A 2,027-nucleotide genomic window follows, 5' to 3' on the forward strand; every position below is an offset into this window, starting at 1 on the left:
CCGGTGGTGTCAATGATCTGCTCGACCAGCTGGCTGATGGCGGTAGCCAAGGCCCTGCCCCAGTCAGCAGGATGCTGACTGGAGGCCTCCACGCACACGCTCATCCCGGCAGCTACGGTTCGCTCCGACGTCGAATTTTCTCCTGAAGGAACCATGGATTGAGATTTAGGCGTCATTGCCCTTTCTCCTTTAACAAGGCATGCCAGCGGAATACGGGCATGTGATCTATATCCCACTATAGAGGCCTTCCTTCCGGGCGTCACGGCCGCGACGAATTCGCCAGGGCCGCCTGCCAGGCAAGAGTCCTGAGTCCCAAGTAACCCGGGCGCATTGCCCGGGTGTCCGGGACCTGGTCCACTGGCAGGCATGGCGCGCCTGCGTGAGCATGGAAGCACCCCCACTTCGGCAAGCTTTCCCGGCCGATGTTCTTCAGCCAATAGCAGCTTAGGAATCCCCCATGTTGACGCAGCCAGCCAGCACCTCACGTAAAGGTCGACGCTTCAGTTGGTCGTTGTTGGCGTTTCGAGCTTTTGCCGCCTTGGTGGCATTTCTCTTCCTCATCTTCTTTGAGGAATGGCGGAAGATGCTCCACCCTTGGATGCCCTACACGGAAACCGACGGCTTCGACTTCGGTTGGGACAGGCACGCTGACTTGTTTCTGGTACCGGATACTGCCGTCACTCTTTTCCAATTTGCCTTTGGAATTGCTGCGTTGATCCTGCTGGTCCACCCGCTGGGAGTTTCGGGATTGGTCAGTTGGCTTGCTGCAGGGCTGTTGATGTGTTCCTGGGCCTCCATGTTTACCGCCCTCTGGGCCGGTACCAGCCTCGTTGAGATGACGCTTCTAGCGGTAGTGATGACCGTAGTTCTGTGTGTACCGCTGGTGTTGTTTCACCCGCAACGCAAAGCAATCATTCGCGGTGGACTGCCAGCCAAGGGCGCCGGGCCCGGAAACTTTCTCCGGTGGGAAATGGCGGTGCTCGGGATTGCCGGTGCAGGCTTGGCAATCGGCTCGAGCATCTGGAGGGCGGGCGGCGGACTCTTCGAGAACCCACGTGAAGACAGCGTTCTTTCGCTGGTGCTGTTTGGCCTGGTCCTCGCACTGGGAGCACTACTTTGCCGGCTGGGGAGGGAAGGCTGGAAGACACTGGCCTACATCCTCAACGGCATGCTTGCCTATGCCCTGATTGCACTGCTGACGTACGCCATCAGCTAGTACCGCGAGCGGTAAAATGGGTAAGCGGGTTTGAGCATACGTAGCTGCGATGTCATTTCCGCCACGCCGGTTGAGAGTGGGGTCAAGATGACATTCAAAAATCGAGATGTGCCCTGGCGGCGGCCTGGCCGGGCAGCCTACGCGCGTCGGCGTATCCGCAACGCCATCCGCCCACCGGTGACCGTGGTGCCCGCGTCGGCACAGGTGTTGCGAGAACTTGATGTGGCGGTACCGATGCGTGACGGCGTCGTGTTGCGCGTCAACGTCTACCGTCCGGCAGGGGCCGGGCCCTTCCCCGTGATCTTGTCCGTGCACCCCTATGGCAAGGATGCCGTGCCGACGAAGACGCGCCGCGGCTGGAAGCTGAACGTGCAGTTTCGCATCATGAATCAATCGGAGCCGATCCAGATCTCGGACCTGACCGGGTGGGAGGCCCCGGATCCTGCTTGGTGGGTTGCCCAGGGGTACGCCGTGATCAATGCGGATGAGCGCGGTGCAGGCACCTCCGATGGCACCGGTTCACTGTTCACGGATGCAGAAGCCACAGACAGCTACGACCTGATCCAATGGGCGGGGGCCCAACCCTGGTCCAACGGCAATGTCGGCATGCTGGGTGTGTCCTATCTGGCCATCTCGCAATACAAGGCGGCGGCGTTGCATCCGCCCAGCCTGAAGGCAATCTGCCCCTGGGAGGGCTTCAGCGACATCTACCGCGATTTCATGACCCCGGGCGGCGTCGCCGAGAAAGGATTCAGTCGAATCTGGCAGGCAGCCAGCAAGCGTGTGGCCCGGATCAGTACCGACTTCCGGC

The 2,027-nt window shown here is 60.7% G+C and carries 2 protein-coding genes; both read left to right on the plus strand.

Annotated elements, in window-relative coordinates; all coding sequences use genetic code 11:
- Positions 1-457 precede the first annotated feature (457 nt).
- On the plus strand, positions 458-1,216 hold the full coding sequence (locus tag Q4P21_RS11790) for a hypothetical protein (protein ID WP_303388962.1): 759 nt from the start codon (positions 458-460) through the stop codon (positions 1,214-1,216).
- 87 nt (positions 1,217-1,303) lie between these two features.
- Positions 1,304-2,027: CocE/NonD family hydrolase (locus Q4P21_RS11795; protein ID WP_303388963.1), on the plus strand; the 724-nt coding region annotated here is incomplete at its 3' end.

This window comes from Arthrobacter sp., from assembly GCF_030540645.1.
Lineage (GTDB): Bacteria > Actinomycetota > Actinomycetes > Actinomycetales > Micrococcaceae > Specibacter.

Bases quoted from the DNA above. Each gene is read 5' to 3' on its own strand.
- Q4P21_RS11790 (WP_303388962.1), top strand. From the start codon at position 458: ATGTTGACGCAGCCAGCCAGCACCTCACGTAAAGGTCGACGCTTCAGT.